13 protein-coding genes are annotated in these 15,549 nt (G+C 45.4%); 4 read left to right on the forward strand and 9 right to left on the reverse strand.

Annotated elements, in window-relative coordinates; translation table 11 throughout:
• Positions 1-404: 404 nt before the first annotated feature.
• Positions 405-1,277, reverse strand: a complete 873-nt coding sequence (locus VHA02S_RS12360; protein ID WP_005446611.1) for a Tim44 domain-containing protein — start codon at positions 1,275-1,277, stop codon at positions 405-407.
• A gap of 256 nt (positions 1,278-1,533) precedes the next feature.
• Between VHA02S_RS12360 and VHA02S_RS12365 the strand changes: the two genes are divergently transcribed.
• The 3 genes from VHA02S_RS12365 to VHA02S_RS12375 all read left to right on the forward strand — a co-directional run bounded on the left by VHA02S_RS12365 (position 1,534) and on the right by VHA02S_RS12375 (position 5,078).
• Entirely contained in the window at positions 1,534-2,124 is a 591-nt protein-coding gene (locus tag VHA02S_RS12365; RefSeq protein ID WP_005446609.1) for a TetR/AcrR family transcriptional regulator, read from the forward strand.
• A gap of 13 nt (positions 2,125-2,137) precedes the next feature.
• Entirely contained in the window at positions 2,138-4,012 is a 1,875-nt protein-coding gene (locus VHA02S_RS12370; RefSeq protein WP_017188348.1) for an MFS transporter, read from the forward strand.
• 133 nt (positions 4,013-4,145) lie between these two features.
• Positions 4,146-5,078, forward strand: a complete 933-nt coding sequence (locus VHA02S_RS12375) for a YeiH family protein (RefSeq protein ID WP_086028798.1) — start codon at positions 4,146-4,148, stop codon at positions 5,076-5,078.
• On the opposite strand, the gene VHA02S_RS12380 is transcribed toward VHA02S_RS12375, so the two are convergent.
• Complete coding sequence (locus tag VHA02S_RS12380) at positions 5,064-5,264, reverse strand: hypothetical protein (protein ID WP_005446604.1); 201 nt, start codon at positions 5,262-5,264, stop codon at positions 5,064-5,066. The genes VHA02S_RS12375 and VHA02S_RS12380 overlap by 15 nt on opposite strands.
• A gap of 355 nt (positions 5,265-5,619) precedes the next feature.
• Positions 5,620-6,504: a LysR substrate-binding domain-containing protein gene (locus VHA02S_RS12385; RefSeq protein WP_005446602.1), complete on the reverse strand. Its 885-nt coding sequence runs from the start codon at positions 6,502-6,504 to the stop codon at positions 5,620-5,622.
• Positions 6,505-6,660: 156 nt separating this feature from the next.
• On the opposite strand from VHA02S_RS12385, the gene nagE reads away from it, so the two are divergent.
• Positions 6,661-8,115 (forward strand): N-acetylglucosamine-specific PTS transporter subunit IIBC, encoded by a 1,455-nt coding sequence (nagE, locus tag VHA02S_RS12390; RefSeq protein ID WP_009700394.1) that lies wholly within the window; start codon positions 6,661-6,663, stop codon positions 8,113-8,115.
• Positions 8,116-8,165: 50 nt separating this feature from the next.
• Here nagE and menE read toward each other — a convergent pair whose 3' ends face one another.
• From menE to VHA02S_RS12420, 6 genes are all read right to left on the reverse strand, one after another.
• Positions 8,166-9,599 (reverse strand): o-succinylbenzoate--CoA ligase, encoded by a 1,434-nt coding sequence (gene menE / locus VHA02S_RS12395; protein ID WP_038898569.1) that lies wholly within the window; start codon positions 9,597-9,599, stop codon positions 8,166-8,168.
• Entirely contained in the window at positions 9,584-10,573 is a 990-nt protein-coding gene (gene menC / locus VHA02S_RS12400; RefSeq protein ID WP_038898570.1) for an o-succinylbenzoate synthase, read from the reverse strand. The genes menE and menC overlap by 16 nt, the downstream gene beginning before the upstream one ends.
• 128 nt (positions 10,574-10,701) lie before the next feature.
• On the reverse strand, positions 10,702-11,568 hold the full coding sequence (menB, locus tag VHA02S_RS12405) for a 1,4-dihydroxy-2-naphthoyl-CoA synthase (protein WP_005446595.1): 867 nt from the start codon (positions 11,566-11,568) through the stop codon (positions 10,702-10,704).
• A gap of 26 nt (positions 11,569-11,594) precedes the next feature.
• Positions 11,595-12,389 carry a 2-succinyl-6-hydroxy-2,4-cyclohexadiene-1-carboxylate synthase gene (gene menH, locus VHA02S_RS12410; protein WP_038898571.1) on the reverse strand — a complete coding sequence of 265 codons (795 nt, stop codon included), beginning with the start codon at positions 12,387-12,389 and terminating at the stop codon, positions 11,595-11,597.
• Positions 12,376-14,094: a 2-succinyl-5-enolpyruvyl-6-hydroxy-3-cyclohexene-1-carboxylic-acid synthase gene (menD, locus tag VHA02S_RS12415; RefSeq protein WP_038898572.1), complete on the reverse strand. Its 1,719-nt coding sequence runs from the start codon at positions 14,092-14,094 to the stop codon at positions 12,376-12,378. Before menD ends, menH begins: the two co-directional genes overlap by 14 nt.
• A complete protein-coding gene (locus VHA02S_RS12420) occupies positions 14,091-15,398 on the reverse strand; it encodes an isochorismate synthase (RefSeq protein ID WP_017188355.1) in 1,308 nt (435 codons plus the stop codon). The genes menD and VHA02S_RS12420 overlap by 4 nt, the downstream gene beginning before the upstream one ends.
• Positions 15,399-15,549: the final 151 nt, after the last annotated feature.

A 15,549-nucleotide genomic window follows, 5' to 3' on the forward strand; every position in this document is an offset into this window, starting at 1 on the left:
GAAGAAGCCAGCTCATTGAGCTGGCTTTTTTCGTTCTATACCTATCAATTTTCAATGACTACCCCACTATCTGGCCAAATCTAGTCTCACTCATAGCGCGATTTTTAGTGATCTTTCGTTAAGTAGTACGACACCTAGATACTTTTAACTAGCTCTGCTTGAGAGGGAATCAAAGTGTCAGTTGGTTTATTTTAGGTCAATGGAATCAAGCCATAGATCATCTTATTAGCTCTATCTTCACCATTCCCTATGTGTGACTCATCGTTTCCCTTGTAAGGATCCTATTTGCTCGACTTTAACCACTCGAAATTATATCGATAGGTTTCGATTCTCTGATTTCCAGACATAAAAAATCCCGCTCGAAAGCGGGATTTTACTAAGACTAAATTGAACGCTGTTGGTGATTAACCTTGAATACCAACAATCAACCAAGGTGCGTTTGGTACCGTTAGGTCACGCTCTAGGTGCCAGATATCTTCGATATCTTCTTCAATGCCTTCTGCTGCATCACGGTAGCGACCACTGAACTGCAGACTAAGCTGTGCTTTACTTGCATCGTAGTCAGCGCGAACGATTTCAGCATCTACATACATCACATCGGTGTGTTGCTCGCCATCTAGCTTCGCACGTTCTGCTTTCAAATCTTCAAATAGGCTTGGTGAAACATACTCTTCAATCGTGTGAAGTTGGTTATGGTTCCATGCGCCTTGCAAGATACGGTAGTGCTCACGAGAGCCATTGATGAATGCAGCTTGGTCAAAACCCGGTGGGTAGTTATGTGGGATGTCAGTTTGAGCACCGAAACCGCCAAAACCACCAGCGTTTGTATTTGGCTGTTGCTCAAAATTCTGCATGTTTGGTTGCTCGAACTTAGAAGCATTACCGCCAAATGCTGGCTGTTGACGATGCTGATTCATACTGCCCTGTTTAGCGCCAAGCATGCCACGCATCAATTTGAAGATAACAAATGCAATCAAACCGATGATTAGGATATCCATAAATTGGATACCTTCGAATGCACCACCAAAGAATGCTGCTAACAAACCACCAGCAAGAAGACCACCAAGTAAGCCGCCCATCAAACCTTTTTTGCTTGATGATTTAGCACCTTGTTCTTTACCAATGGTGTTTGTGTTTTGTTGCTGCTGTTTAGGAGCAGGGGCTGTTTTATAACTCTTACCGAAAGACTTACCACCACCGAACTTTTTCGCTTCCGCGATAGGCGTTACAGCAACAGTAAACATCAGTAGGGCGACAATCGAAAATAAACGTTTCATCGTTATCCTTAAAATTGACGATATGTACTTAATCGCGCTGCATGATAGTGAAATGAACGAGCATCTAATATCAGTAGCACGCTAAATATGAGATGTGTCCATCATACTCCGTCGGATTCAACAATGAAACAATCCGTAATAGAAGACATGTATCAGAATATTGCCAACCCACAGGTTTCTGACTTGTTTGCGTTATTGACGGTCAATCAGTAGCTGACTATCATATTGAACGTTGTTCAATAAGTAGTTTTAAATTATGGCGCGCAGAAACGATCACACTAGAGAAGAGTTAGTCAATTTGACTCTTACCACAGTCAAAGACTTTTTAGACGAAAACTCTTACCACGACCTGAGCCTTCGCAAGATCGCTAATATGATAGGTTACGTGCCAAGTACTCTCGTTAATATCTTTGGCAACTATAACCTACTGCTTTTACATGCCGTTGCACAGACATTGGATGAGTTGCAACAAGAAGCAGTAACCGCGACCAAAAACAGTAAGGATGCTCATCAAGCACTTTTTGAACTGGCATACTGCTACCATGACTTTGCGCAAAAACACCCTTACCGCTGGCAACTGGTATTTGAGCACAACATGAATGGTGCTGAGCTTCCAGAGTGGCACGCGAAGCGCATCGATGGTATGACAGGAATGTTGGAATCCTTATTGGCACAAATCGCTCCCCATCGTACTGAATCTGAAGTATTACAAGCGAGTCGAGTATTATGGTCAGGTGTTCACGGCATTACACTTCTGAGTGTCGATGACAAATTTTTCTCAAGCGAACCTATTGATGGTAAAGAGCTTATCGATAACCTGATTTCAAACTACCTGATCAGCTGGTAATAAAGGATTGTTCATGTCATCAGACAGCCAGTCGTCTTTGCTTAGGCAGCGAAAGTTCCTCCCCTACTTTATTACCCAGTTTTTTGGTGCTTTCAACGACAACATATTTAAGAACGTACTGCTGCTGTTTGTGGCTTTTGCTGGGTCAAGCGCGTTACCAATTTCTAGCAACCTTTTCATTAACTTAGCGGCAGGCTTGTTTATTCTTCCATTCTTCTTATTCTCTGCATCAGCTGGGGTGCTCGCGGATAAGTACGAGAAGTCATGGTTTATTCGAAAGGTAAAGTTGTTCGAGATCGGCATCATGCTATTAGGCGCAATTGGTTTTATCACCGAAAGCTATGGCGTCCTGCTCTTATTGCTGTTTTTGATGGGTACCCAATCGGCGTTCTTTGGACCAGTCAAATATGCCCTACTTCCTCAACAACTTAATGAAAGAGAACTCGTCCCTGGCAACGCATTAGTCGAAGCTGGTACGTTTATCGCAATTCTGGTCGGTACTCTCGGTGCCGGTATTATTGCCTCAGCAGAGAGTGCCAAATATCTTGCTGCTTTCTGCGTTGTCATCTTTGCTGTTTTGGGCTACCTATCTAGTCGCTTTATTCCGTTTGCATCAGCCAGCGCGCCGGACATTCAATTCAAATGGCAACCATATAAACAGACCAAGCACACACTCGCGATTGCTAAGTCTGATCGTATTGTCTTCCAATGCATCATGGCAATCAGCTGGTTTTGGTTCCTAGGTGCGGCTTATCTGACTCAATTTCCAAACTTCACCAAGGTGTATTTAAACGGTACCGAAAGCGCGGTTTCTTTCCTTCTAGCGCTATTCTCTGTTGGCATTGCTGTTGGCTCCATGGCATGTAATTGGCTCTCAAATCATCGTATTGAAGTCGGCATCGTGCCGATTGGTGCTCTGGGTATCACAATCTTCGGTTTCTTGATGGCAACATCGATTCCGACCGATCTGCCTCGCTTCCATACTTTCGCTGAGTTTGTTAGCTACGATGCATTCTGGTCCTTGTTCTTCTACTTATTAATGATAGGTGTATCCGGCGGTCTCTTTATCGTCCCCCTTTATGCCTTGATGCAACACCGAGCTAAAGAAACGGAACGAGCGCAGGTCATTGCAGGCTTAAACATCTTTAACTCTCTATTCATGGTAGGCAGCGCTGTATTAGGCATTGTTTGTTTAAGCGTACTTGAAATGAGCATTCCTCAATTATTTGCTCTTCTGGCGGTGCTTAACTTCCTCGTTGCAACGTACATTTTTTTGCAGATTCCTATCTTTGTGGTGCGCTTTGCAATGTGGGTGGTCACTCATACCATTTACCGAGTGAAGCACAAGAACTTACACCACCTACCAGAACACGGCGGGGCATTGATCGTCTGCAATCATGTCAGCTATATGGACTCACTGCTATTAAGTGCCGTTTGTCCTCGTCTCATTCGATTTGTGATGGAAGAAGACTATGCGAACCTTCCTCCTTTGCGACGATTCCTTCGCCGAGCAGGCGTGATCCCCATCTCGGCTAGCAATCGAACATCGATTCGCCGCGCATTTAATGATGTTGAGAAAGCACTGAGTGAGGGTCATATTGTGTGTATCTTCCCAGAGGGACGTTTAACGTCAGATGGTGAGATGAACGAGTTTATGCGTGGTATCGATATCATCCTTCGCCGCAGCCCTGTCCCTGTTATACCAATGGCACTGAAAGGTTTGTGGGGCAGCTATTTCAGCCGTGCAAAAGGTCGCGCATGTAAGGGGTTACCAACCCGTTTCTGGTCTAAATTAGAAATCGAAGCAGGAACACCCGTCGATCCAAAACAAGCCAGCGCGCAAGTTATGTTTGAAAAAGTAAGAGCACTTCGAGGCGACTGGCGTTAAACTCAGAGCAGCACTTTCATATTCTTGAACATGCGTTTAGTTTAACTGAACGCATGTTCAATTCATTAAGACTTTCTGACCAAAAGCGTTACTGTATACTCCACGCTTTAACTCATAACAACGAACGACACCCTTGAATACAAAGAATATCCCCTTTGGATTGGCACTGCTGTTTTGTTTAACCCCTTTCGTGTCCTCTCCTATTGCGCTTGTGGTCGGTTTTCTATTGGCGAGTTTTAGCCTAGTACCGACAGAACTTCCTATTGCCTCTTTTACCAAGAAGTTGCTTTCCTATTCAATCATTGGCTTAGGCTTCGGTATTCACTTTGAGCAGGCTCTAGCAGTCACTTCTGACGGCATTGGTCTTATCATCGCCACCATTCTTGGTACGCTTGTGATCGGTATGACGATCGCGAAGATGATTAAGTTAGAACGAACGACCGCTTACTTAATCGCTTCTGGCACTGCAATTTGCGGTGGCAGTGCAATTGCCGCTGTCGCTCCAGCGATTAAAGCGAAGGATGAACAAATCGGTCTTGCACTTGCAACGGTTTTCGTTCTGAACTCATTAGCGCTATTTATCTTCCCAGTGATTGGTCACGCAATAGGCTTGGATCAGCATACGTTCGGAACATGGGCGGCGATTGCGATTCACGACACTTCTTCAGTTGTGGGGGCCGCGTCTGCTTACGGCGAAGAAGCACTTACGACAGCAACAACATTGAAACTCGCCCGAGCATTGTGGATTATCCCTGTCGCACTGATCAGTGCTGTGATCTTTTCTCGAGGTAATGGAGAGGAAGGCAAAAGTAAGTTAGTGATTCCTTACTTCATTTTCTGGTACTGTGCTGCAATTGCATTCAGCGATTTTTTCCCACAATTTGAAGTGGTATATCAAGGCATCTTTGCCATTGCTAAGCAAGCTCTTGTGGTTTGTTTGTTCTTGATTGGTTGCAGTATTTCAGTCTCAAAACTCAAATCAGCAGGCGCAAAGCCATTACTGTTTGGCGTCACATTGTGGGTACTGATTTCTACTACGTCTCTAGGCTGGTTACTTCTCAGCTAAACCTTGATCGATTTTCTGAGGCTGGGTTGGCTCGACTTTTCGCGTGCTTTGACTTTTGTGTACCAACACTAAAGCTATTGCAACCAGAAAGGCAGTTAACTCAGCCAATGAACGCATTAACCCCTCACTGCTGACAGCTACACCGATTTGCAATAATACCGCCGCTGCTAACGCTAATTTGATCATCCTGAACCTTATGCCTTATTCCTTTATCTTTGAGCATGATTATGATTCAGAGTTATAAGGATACGAAATTACCTTTTCGACTAATTCATTGCGAAATCAACTATAACCAAGTGACTTCAAGGTGCTGGATTCAGAGCGCTGTCACTGATTCAAGTTCAAGGAAAACAACGAAGCGTAATAGCAAGCTCTTTCCAAGTTGTTTGACGATGAAATTGTTTCAGTGACACGCTCCCAAAGGGCGAGTTGCCTTGGTTCGTATGCTCCGTTAACAACTTTTGATTTAGAACCACTAGATCTTCAAATTGTTGCCTCGCCTTCAAACCAAGTCATTCTCGCTGAACCAAGCATTTTGAGGTTACTTGGGTATATGACTTTCTATCCATGAAATAAAGGTTTTCACTTTAGGTCGATGTTCATAGCCAGATGGACAAATTAAATCGTACCCCAAGTTCGTATCCATTGTCGGATAAGGGCTAACCAATTCTCCTTTATCCAGTAAATCTTTGACGAATCGATACCGCCCCATCGCCACACCAACACTATTTCTCGCCGCGAGCACCGCCATATCTCGATGGCTAACACAATAAAAATGCTCAAAGATATCAACATCAAGTCCCACATGGGCAATCCATCGTTGCCATACATCCGAACCCAATGCATGGATAAAGTTGATACGATGAAGTGATGCCATCCCATCCTCTAAAATATTCTGTTCTTTCATGTACTCAGGTGTACAGACCGGGATGTACTTTTCACCAAACAGTCTTTGGCGATACACATCAACCAAATGCTCCGTATCATAAAAAATCGCAGCATCAATGTGATTAGTCACTAAATCTAATTGGTTTTCCTGTGCAAACAGGTTGAGGTTAAATCCCGGATAAAGACGTTTAAAATCCGCAATACGTGGCATCAACCATCCATTTAAGAATCCCGGAGATGCAGCGATGTTCAGTTCACCAACTAAATCCGTTGATTTTATTTCTTCAATTTCATTAAAAATGGTGCTCAGTGACGATGATAATGTCTTTTGGAATCGGTACCCTTCTGCGGTCAAATCTAACTTCCGCGTACCTCGCACAAACAGAGAAAAACCAAGCTCCTGCTCTAGCACTTTGATGCGATGACTCACAGCGCCTTGAGTGAGGTGCAACTCTTTCGCTGCCTGCGTAAAGCTGAGGTGCTTCGCTGCGATACTGAAGGTATGAAGGTTTCTAAGCAGTAACTGTTGGTTAGCCATAACGCACCATGCATTAAAAATATTAATTCATGATAGTAGTGATTTCGTTTGTTTGCGTCGATAATTAAGTTTCAAATAGTCTCTAGAAACTAAATAAAAACGCCACTTTCAAACATAGATCATGTTTTAGGTGGCATTAAAATTATAGGGGCAAATATGAATATACTCGGCTATATGCAAAAAGTCGGTAAGGCATTAATGGTACCCGTGGCGACCCTACCTGCTGCGGCAATATTAATGGGGATTGGCTACTGGATTGATCCGGTCGGTTGGGGCTCTGAAAGTGTTTTAGCGGCATTCCTAATTAAATCCGGTGGAGCCATCATTGATAACATGGCGGTACTGTTCGCCGTTGGTGTCGCTTTCGGATTAAGCAAGGATAAGAATGGCTCTGCCGCTTTATCTGGTTTTATCTGTTTTATGGTGCTAACCACATTACTAGCACCGGGTGCCGTTACTCAATTGATGGATATTAGTGCTGACGAAGTGCCTGATGCGTTCAACAAAATCAACAACCAGTTTATCGGTATTCTAGTTGGCGTGATCTCAGCAGAAATCTATAACCGTTACTCTGGTGTTGAGCTACCAAAGGCGTTGGCATTCTTCAGTGGCAAGCGTCTGGTTCCAATCTTAACCTCTATCGCTGGCATGGCTTTGGCTTTTGTCCTGCTTTACGTATGGCCTGTGATTTACGATGCATTAATTATTTTCGGGACTAAGCTCGAATCCATGGGGGCGTTAGGCGCAGGTCTCTTTGGCTTCTTTAACCGTTTGATGCTGACAATCGGCATGCACCACGCGCTCTACCCAGTCTTCTGGTTTGATGTGGTTGGCATCAACGACATTCCAAACTTCTTAGGCGGCGCACAGTCTATTGCCAATGGTACGGCTGTGATCGGCAAAACTGGTATGTACCAAGCTGGCTTCTTCCCAATTATGATGTTTGGCCTACCAGGTGCCGCTCTTGCGATTTATCACTGCGCTGATAAGCAAAACAAAACCAAAGTGTTTTCTATCATGCTGGCTGCTGCGATGGCGTCTTTCTTCACTGGTATCACAGAACCTCTAGAGTTCAGCTTCATGTTCTTAGCGCCAGTGTTGTACCTGATTCACGCAGTATTAACGGGGATCTCAATGTACATTGCGGCAAGCATGCAATGGATGGCAGGTTTTGGCTTCTCTGCAGGCTTCGTTGACTTCGTACTATCAAGCCAAAACCCGCTGGCGACCAAATGGTACATGCTGATCCCACAAGGTTTAGTTTTCTTCGCGATTTACTACAGCGTATTCCGCTTTGCGATTATTAAGTTCAACTTACGTACACCCGGTCGCGGCGAGGATATGGAAAAAGAAGTCACTGAGAACATTGGTGAATTGGCGAAAGACTACATCGCAGCGATTGGTGGTGCAGATAACATTCTCGAGGTGGACAATTGTATTACTCGCCTTCGCTTGACTGTAAAAGACTCTTCTCTAGCCGATGAAGCTAAGCTAAAACAACTAGGTGCTGCTGGCGTAGTTATGATTGGTAAAGGCGGCTTACAAGTGATTATCGGATTGGGCAAAGTAGATAAAGTGGCTGAGCAGATGAAAGTCGCGCTCGCTAACTAAAGAATTGTGGTGACTCACCATCACCACATCCCCCTGAAGTGCAATAACGCTTAGTCACCGTTTTGCACTTCATTTTTTAGCCAGTCTTTCACTGCTTTGCGCGACACTTTAATACCACCACCCAACAGAGTTTGAGGCATTGCGTAATACGCTACTGGCCATTTGAATTTCTCTAGCTTAGTTTTTAGGTATTGCTCGTACTGTACTTTGCTCAATAACGATTCAGTTTGAATCACAGCCACTGGTCGGTGTCCAAATTCCGCATCTTCTACTGGCACAACAATGCTTTGCGAAATACCCTCGATTTGGTTCAGTACTGCTTCAATTTCTTCGCAGTGAACATTCTCACCGCCAGAGATGAATTGGTTGTCTGCTCGTCCAATGATCTTAAGTTCATCGCCTTGCCACTCACCTAAGTCTTTACTGTCGAACCAACCATCATCATTAAGCAGAGAAGTAACACTTCCTTGATTGAAGTAGCCAGTTGCGAGAGTGAGCCCGCCAATATAAATGCGTTGCTCCTCCAGCTTAATATCTCGATTTTGCAATAGGTGACCTGCATTGCTGATGCTGTCTATTTGCTTTGCTGTCACCGTTGAAGCGGCTTCCGTCATGCCGTAGCCTAGCCAAGTCTCAATGCCTTGTTGTGTCGCTCGTAGTGCGAGCTCATGTGCGACGTGGCTACCACCCAGTAATACATGCGTGAGAGACAATTCAACTTGTTCGTCCAGCAAACGCTTAAGCTGGGTCGAGACTAAAGAAGCATGAGAGACACCAACAATATCGTCCGTAAAGCTTCCACTTCCGACCTTAATGGTTGCACCAGCGAACAGCCAGCGATACACAATGGCAAGACCAGAAACATGATAAAGCGGCAAAGAGAGTAACCACGTACCTTGTTGGTCGAACCGAAACTCAGCCAACAGACCTTGAGCTGAAGAAAGGTGCTGTCTATGTGTATGAACAACCGCTTTGGGCGTACCGGTTGAACCAGAGGTAAATACGATAGATGCGAATCCATCATGCGAGTATCCGTCAGTAGAGAGCACTGATACATCATCGGTGTTAGTGTCTGGAATCGACAACAAGGTAGCACTAAGTTGTGATAACTGATTTTCAGAGTACAAACCAACGGCACCATCAGCAAACCAAACAAAGCGTTGCTGGTTCGGTTTGTATAATGTCGTTAGTTTGCCAGACAGAGCCTCAAAAGGCTGCGGCATGGTTAAAGCAACAGTCGCTCCTAACTGCTGAGCGGCAAGATAAAACCACAGGGTTTCAACTTGATTCTTACCGACTAACGTCACCACATCTCCATTCATCACACCTTGCTGTTGCAGGGAATGAACATAATGGCTAATCCGTGCCGCTAATTGCTGCCAATTGAGCGACGCTTTGTTTGTTTCAAGCGCAATAGAAAAAGGGCTCACTTGAGCCCAGTATTTCCAAGGTGCAATCGCAATATCATCTACGCTGAATGCCACACTAACTCCTGCTCTGACAGCGGAATAACTGGAAGATCGCACTTCGGCCAGCCCTGCTCTAATTGCGCTTTAAACAAACCAATGGTATCCAAACCTGGGATCTCATTTGGTAGTTGCCATTGTGCTAAGCGCGCAAGTTGGTTGAGACCTAAGCTCGATTCAATGCTTGAGCTGATCACGGCTTTAATGCCCAGCGTCTTCGCCTTTTCAATCAGCTTAATACAGAAATCAACCGAGCCGATTAACGTTGGCTTGATGATGATGGTTTTCACACCAGTAAGATCTTCCAAGCTGAAATCTTCACGACGAACCGCATCTTGCAACGTCTCATCCCACGCGATAGCGATCCCCGTATTGATTGCAAAAGACAGGCTGTCGCCAGGAGAGCGACATGGCTCCTCCAAGAAGGTGATGCGCTGGCGTAGTGATGGTGCAATGTATTTTGCAAACTGCTGCGCTTTTTCTGGCGTCCAAGCACGGTTTGCATCAAGACGAAGCGTTAGCTGTGGAATCGACTCAAGGAACAAGTTCACCAGCATACCGTCACGAATCGGTTCATACAGACCGACTTTTACTTTCGCGACTTTTTCGCCTTCCATTTCGTTCAGTTTTGGGATCAGATCGTCTGGGTCACCGTTACACAAAGGCGCGACTTGGTGCTTACCTTGCGCAGGTAAACCACCTTCAAGATCCAGTTGAGCCATCGACAAACCAAACGCAACCGATGGATACATGTGGTTGTAATCCAAAGGTAAGTTCGCAACCCAGCGTTCAACCTGAGCTTGCAATTGAATACCGGCTTCTTCCACACCTTCCAAGCTAAAACCAACCAGTGGAGCGACTTCACCACGACCGATTTTATCGCCTTCGGACAGTTCAACGATGTAACCTGTACGTTCCGTCAACTTGTTATCACGCAATATCACGCCACTGTCCATTGGCAAGCAGTAACGATAAATCTTCGCTTTACGCATAATTCGAATCCTATGTAATGCCGTATATTCTGAGCTCTTTAGCGAGAAAACCCGCTAGCCTCCCAGAGGGCGAGGCGCTCAGGACGAAAACGAAATAGAGGAGCGCATGGCTCCTCTTCTTATACGGATTATGGGTTACGAGGGAATTTGTCGAAGTCTGGGCGACGTTTCTCGTTGAATGCGTTACGACCTTCTTGGCCTTCATCCGTCATGTAGAACATCATTGTCGCGTTACCAGCAAGCTCTTGCAGACCCGCTTGACCATCACAGTCTGCATTGAGTGCCGCTTTCAAACAACGTAGCGCCATAGGGCTATGTTGTAGAACTTCACGACACCAGCGAACGGTTTCTTTTTCTAGGTCTTCTAGTGGCACAACTGTGTTCACTAGTCCCATATCTACTGCTTCTTGTGCATTGTAGAAGCGACATAGGAACCAGATTTCGCGAGCTTTCTTCTGACCAACAATGCGAGCCATGTAAGATGCACCCCAGCCACCATCGAATGAACCGACTTTAGGACCCGTTTGACCAAATTGTGCATTGTCAGCTGCAATCGTTAGATCACACATCATATGAAGAACATGACCACCACCGACAGCCCAACCTGCAACCGATGCGATCACTGGTTTTGGACAAGTACGGATGTCGCGTTGGAAATCCAATACGTTTAGATGGTGAGTGCCTTGGTCGTCTTTATAGCCGCCGTAATCACCGCGGATCTTCTGGTCACCGCCAGAACAGAAAGCGTCTTCGCCTAGACCCGTTAGAATGATCACGCCAACACCAGAGTCGTAGCGTGCATCTGCCAACGCATCAATCATCTCTTTCACCGTTTGAGGGCGGAACGCATTACGCACTTGTGGGCGTGCAATAGTAATTTTCGCGATACCGTCTTCAGACTTGTGGTAATGAATGTCCTCGTATTTCTCGCCGCAATCTTTCCATTGAACCGGAGCGTAAAGTTCTTCTTCAGAAATGCCTACTGTTTTAGCCATGGTGATTCCCATTGTTCTCGTTGCTCTCACCCAAAGTGAGAATGAAATATTTGATTAATGTGCATCGCAAATTGTTGTGGTTGCTCTTGATGGACATTGTGTCCAGCCCCCTCAACTTGTCGATACGCCAACCCGCTACTCTCAGCCAGTTGACTAAATTTTTTGTCTTTTGAACCGCAAATGTAATACAGCGGAATGGTTTGTTGTTGCAGCGCAGGCAGCAAGTAAGATTGCTTTGCTAAAGACGTCGCAAGCAACATGTCCGCAACTGCTGAACCAAGATTAGCACTTCGTTTCTCAATCAATGTTTGTCTTTGCTCATGGTTTAGTGAAGAAAAGACCAACTGTTGGTACCAATCGTTCAAAACACAGGCAAGAGGCTCTGTTTTGAAGCGTCTTGCCCAATGCGCATCGTTGCGAAACCGTGCTTGTTTTTCTGACTCGCTTTGCAGCCCGAAGTTTCCCCCTTCGATAATCGCACCGCAAATATTGAGATCCAGAAAACACTGGTGCGCAAGACCATGCATAGCAATGCGCCCACCCATTGAATAACCAATCAGAATAAACGGTTGTTGTGAGGGAAATTGTAAAGATAGTGTGGAATGGAGCAGTTTGCAGCAATCATTCAGGTCACGGCAAAAAATAGATTGGCTATGCCCATGCCCGGGTAAGTCAATCGTTACTCGGTCATACTGTGGCAAAGCTGCCATACACGTTTGCCAATCCTCACCACTGCCAAGCAAACCATGCAAAAACACCAACGTAGGTAATGCGCTACCTTGGTGTTTTTCCGTTGCAGTAAAGTGTTCAGAATAGAGCATGTAGATTCTTATTGAAGGATTTAAGATGCTCTACCGCTTGATTTGACGGCGTTTGCACTTCGACCACCAATGCTCCACGACCTGTCGCCAAATGTTGTGCTACTAACGTTTGGTACTCTGCCAGCGTGCTTGGTTTACTGTATTCTAATCCAAACTGCTTAGCGGCATGCTCAAACTCATAGCCATGGGGCATTTGGTAGAAAGACTCCCTATGCTCTTGTGGCACTGGCAGTAAATCAAAAATCGCACCACCATCGTTATTCGTGATCACTAAAACCGAAGGTAATTCACTGTGTGTAAACAGCGCTAGTGAGTTCAATCCATATAGAGCAGAAGTATCGCCAAGGAACATCAACATTGGATTTTGACGAGCTCGTTGCACACCACTTGCCGTAGCAAACAATCCATCAATACCCGAAGCGCCACGGTTAGTGAAGACTTCGGTATTGTCCAGTTTGCCAAACATATCGATTAGGCGAACAAACAAGCTATTACCAACAAACAAGTCCACCCCTTGAGACCGCTCCGCAACATCTATTGCCAAAGCAATTTCACTCAATTCACTCTTAGGATCGGAGACAAACAAACCTTTCGCATGCTGAGTCACCTGTTTGATGTCAGCAGCAAGGTCATCTGCCCAGCCGGAATACTCCGATTCAAACTCTGAAGTACGCTCTACCCACGCGCTTGGCTGCTCTGCCCAATGCCATTGAGGCAAGTGGCTTTGATTGTCACGATCCAACCGTGGAGAGACATACCAATATTGAATATCCCTACCATGCTGGTTGCGAGAAACATGTCTCTCTAACCAGTGATTAAAACGCTTAGAAATGATTCGGCTGCCGAACTGAACAATCAAATCGCAGTCATCAAGCTGGCTTGCCAACCTTGGGTTTTGTAGCCATAAATCAAAGTGCGCCCAATCAGAACTCACTCCACTTTGTGGGTCGGCAAGTATCGGCCACCCCATCTGCTCCGCAAATACACGAGCCGCTTGCGCTTGAACTAATGGCAAGCTTCCGATGACAACCACGCCTTTGTTATCGCCGCAACTTGGGATCGCACTGCTGGTTTTAGGGTTAAATCGCTGACAATACGTGACTTTGCTGTCTCTCCAACCTGCAACCGTGTCCAAGTAGCTTTGGTACGTACTCTTTTCAGTGTTCGAGTACAAAGGCTCGGGAAAGGCACAGTTAATGTGTACCGCACTGCCTCTTAGGCGTTGCGTAAACATCACTTCATCAACAGAAGTCAGCAACCAATTAAGAGGCGTTGATAATGTCGGGCTCGGAAGGTTTAAACTGTCCGATACATGCTCAGCGAAAATACCCAATTGGTTGATGGCTTGGTTTGCACCGCAACCTACTAATTCAACAGGGCGGTCAGCGGTAAGTACCACCAGCTTTTCACCAGTCAACTTTGCTTCAGCAATAGCAGGCAATAAGTTCGCCACGGCAGTGCCAGAAGTCACAATCAATGCGACCGGCTCTTTGCTTGCTTTAGCAAGTCCGAGCGCCATGAAGCCTAATCCACGCTCATCAAAATGAGTATGAATAGTAAAATTGGGGTTATCTGCCGCTTCTACTGTTAAAGGTGTAGAGCGAGAACCAGGCGCAATACAAACGTGATTCACACCGAAGCGGTTCAATTCTGTCAGGATGGTTTCAGACCAGATGCGATTTAAAACAGCTTGATCGGCACTCATGATGCAACCCCAAGCGGTGGGTGATCTGAAATAAGAGAAAGTAACGTCGACATTTTTTTATCTAACTCGGCCCATTCATGTTCTGCAATGGAGCCTGGAACAATACCCGCGCCAGCAAACAGTTGAACTTGATCCCCTAAGATCAAAGCACTTCTGATCGCAACGCAAAATTCTGCACGTTCATGGCTAATATAACCCATCGAACCTGCATACCAACCACGAGCAAACGGTTCGTTATCCAGAATAAACTGCATCGATTCCTTGCGTGGTAAACCCGCTACTGCAGCGGTTGGTTGTAAAGCGGAAAGAAGCTGAACCCCATTGATTCCAGCTTTCAGTTCAGCGTGAATATTACGCTTCAAGTGCTGAACTTTTCTTAAACGTACTAAGCGAGGCTCGTTTTCGACCTCAACGCTTTCTGAATGCGGCGACAAACGATCGATAATGTCATCCACTACATATTGGTTTTCATTCAGATTTTTAGAATCTTGAGATAGCCAGTTTGCTAGCTCCATATCTTGCTTTGCATTATCGCCACGACCAATAGTGCCGGCTAAAGCTTCGGTATGAAGCTCATGACCAACGCGTGAATAAAGACGCTCAGGCGTTGACCCCATAAAACTGTGTTTACTGTCTAGACTCAATAGAAAATGAAAGCTGTGGTGATTATTTAAGTAGCTTGCTTTAAGTAACTGCGCAGCAGAAAGTGTCGAATCTAGTTGAACCACTGTTTTGCGAGCCAAAACCACTTTCTTGAAATCATCGTTTTCAATACCTGTCAGCACTTTTTCTACTAGCGTGTTCCACTCAGGCTCAGTTGGCGCGTGGTCAATAGATCGAATATGAGAAGAAATAGGCGCAAGGCTAGGCACATCACAAACCAGCTTTTTTAAGCCTGCTAATGTACGGGTTTTATCTTCTGAGATATTGACTGCGAGCGACCATTGTTGATCGAAGCGAATCAACTCGATTTGAGGAAGAAAAAAGAAAGATGGCATGCAGCGACGATTTTTCTCGTGCTGACCATCGAATGAACGACCACCCCATACACGTTGACCTTCTCCAAGGATCGTATATGCAGGTCCCGGCTCAACAAAAGAATGGAGCTGACCTAGGGCAACAACTTCTTCACGAGTATCACGGGACTGCCAGTAAAACTTGGGAAAAAGTGGTTGTGCTTCAAGCCAATCAATAAACGCAAAATTTGGTTTCTCGTTGAGTGGCTCGACTAAACGTGTTTGATTGCCTTCCGTTTGCTGAACTCGCTCGATAATTCTATTTACGGCTTGATGGAACTGTGACAAATCAACCTCGAAATATGTGAGGATTAGTGGTAACTGACGGCTACTCTAAGTTTAGACCCAAAGCAAATCAAGGTCGTACGCGATCTTTTGCAAAATCCTGTGATGGCGACAGGACAAAACTTAGCCACTAAACGGATAATTTACAGATTTA

This window comes from Vibrio harveyi NBRC 15634 = ATCC 14126 = KCTC 12724 (assembly GCF_001591145.1).
In the GTDB taxonomy this organism is placed as follows: Bacteria; Pseudomonadota; Gammaproteobacteria; order Enterobacterales; family Vibrionaceae; genus Vibrio; species Vibrio harveyi.

Bases quoted from the DNA above. Each gene is read 5' to 3' on its own strand.
- VHA02S_RS12360 (WP_005446611.1), bottom strand. From the start codon at position 1,277: ATGAAACGTTTATTTTCGATTGTCGCCCTACTGATGTTTACTGTTGCT.
- VHA02S_RS12365 (WP_005446609.1), top strand. From the start codon at position 1,534: ATGGCGCGCAGAAACGATCACACTAGAGAAGAGTTAGTCAATTTGACT.
- VHA02S_RS12370 (WP_017188348.1), top strand. From the start codon at position 2,138: ATGTCATCAGACAGCCAGTCGTCTTTGCTTAGGCAGCGAAAGTTCCTC.
- VHA02S_RS12380 (WP_005446604.1), bottom strand. From the start codon at position 5,264: ATGATCAAATTAGCGTTAGCAGCGGCGGTATTATTGCAAATCGGTGTA.
- VHA02S_RS12385 (WP_005446602.1), bottom strand. From the start codon at position 6,504: ATGGCTAACCAACAGTTACTGCTTAGAAACCTTCATACCTTCAGTATC.
- nagE (WP_009700394.1), top strand. From the start codon at position 6,661: ATGAATATACTCGGCTATATGCAAAAAGTCGGTAAGGCATTAATGGTA.
- menC (WP_038898570.1), bottom strand. From the start codon at position 10,573: ATGCGTAAAGCGAAGATTTATCGTTACTGCTTGCCAATGGACAGTGGC.
- menB (WP_005446595.1), bottom strand. From the start codon at position 11,568: ATGGCTAAAACAGTAGGCATTTCTGAAGAAGAACTTTACGCTCCGGTT.
- menH (WP_038898571.1), bottom strand. From the start codon at position 12,389: ATGCTCTATTCTGAACACTTTACTGCAACGGAAAAACACCAAGGTAGC.
- menD (WP_038898572.1), bottom strand. From the start codon at position 14,094: ATGAGTGCCGATCAAGCTGTTTTAAATCGCATCTGGTCTGAAACCATC.